A 631-nucleotide genomic window follows, 5' to 3' on the forward strand; every position below is an offset into this window, starting at 1 on the left:
AAATTATCTGGCAAAACTCAATAATATTAAAGGGATTTTATGACTCGTATGTCGAAAGATGATCGTATTCTATTATTAGATTATGATGAGGATAAACGTCGATATAGTGACCAGATTAATGATGCAGAGATTGTTAAGTCATCTCGTATCATTTGGGTCAGTTTTTTATTAATGGCAGCTTTATTAATTTGGTCTTATTTTGCCATATTAGTTGAAGTATCTAGTGGTATGGGAAAAGTTGTACCGACTTCAAAGGATCAAGTGATCCAATCATTGGAAGGCGGAATTATTTCTGAATTATATGTAAAAGAAGGCGATGTCGTTGAAAAAGATCAAATTCTAGTACAATTAGATTTAACGAAAACAGAGGCGAATGTCGAAGAAAGTGCCGCTAAATATCGAGCAGGTTTGGCAAGTATTGCTCGTTTAAAAGCAGAGGTGGATGGCAGTGATTTAAATTTTCCAAATGAGTTGAAAAATTTCCCTGCATTAACCTCTTCTGAAGCACGTTTATATAATACTCGGAAAAAAGCATTGGAAGAATCCATCAGTAGTTTACAACGGTCATTTGAATTGGTGGAAGAAGAATTGAAATTAACACAATCATTGGCTCAACAAGGAGCATCCAGTA

Annotated in this window: 1 pseudogene; it reads left to right on the top strand. The window is 34.5% G+C overall.

What is annotated here, in order from left to right:
* Positions 1-39 precede the first annotated feature (39 nt).
* A pseudogene (locus BZK14_RS13025) lies at positions 40-631 on the top strand (secretion protein HlyD); the annotation flags it as partial.

This window comes from Wohlfahrtiimonas larvae (genome assembly GCF_002006755.1).
Lineage (GTDB): Bacteria > Pseudomonadota > Gammaproteobacteria > Cardiobacteriales > Wohlfahrtiimonadaceae > Wohlfahrtiimonas > Wohlfahrtiimonas larvae.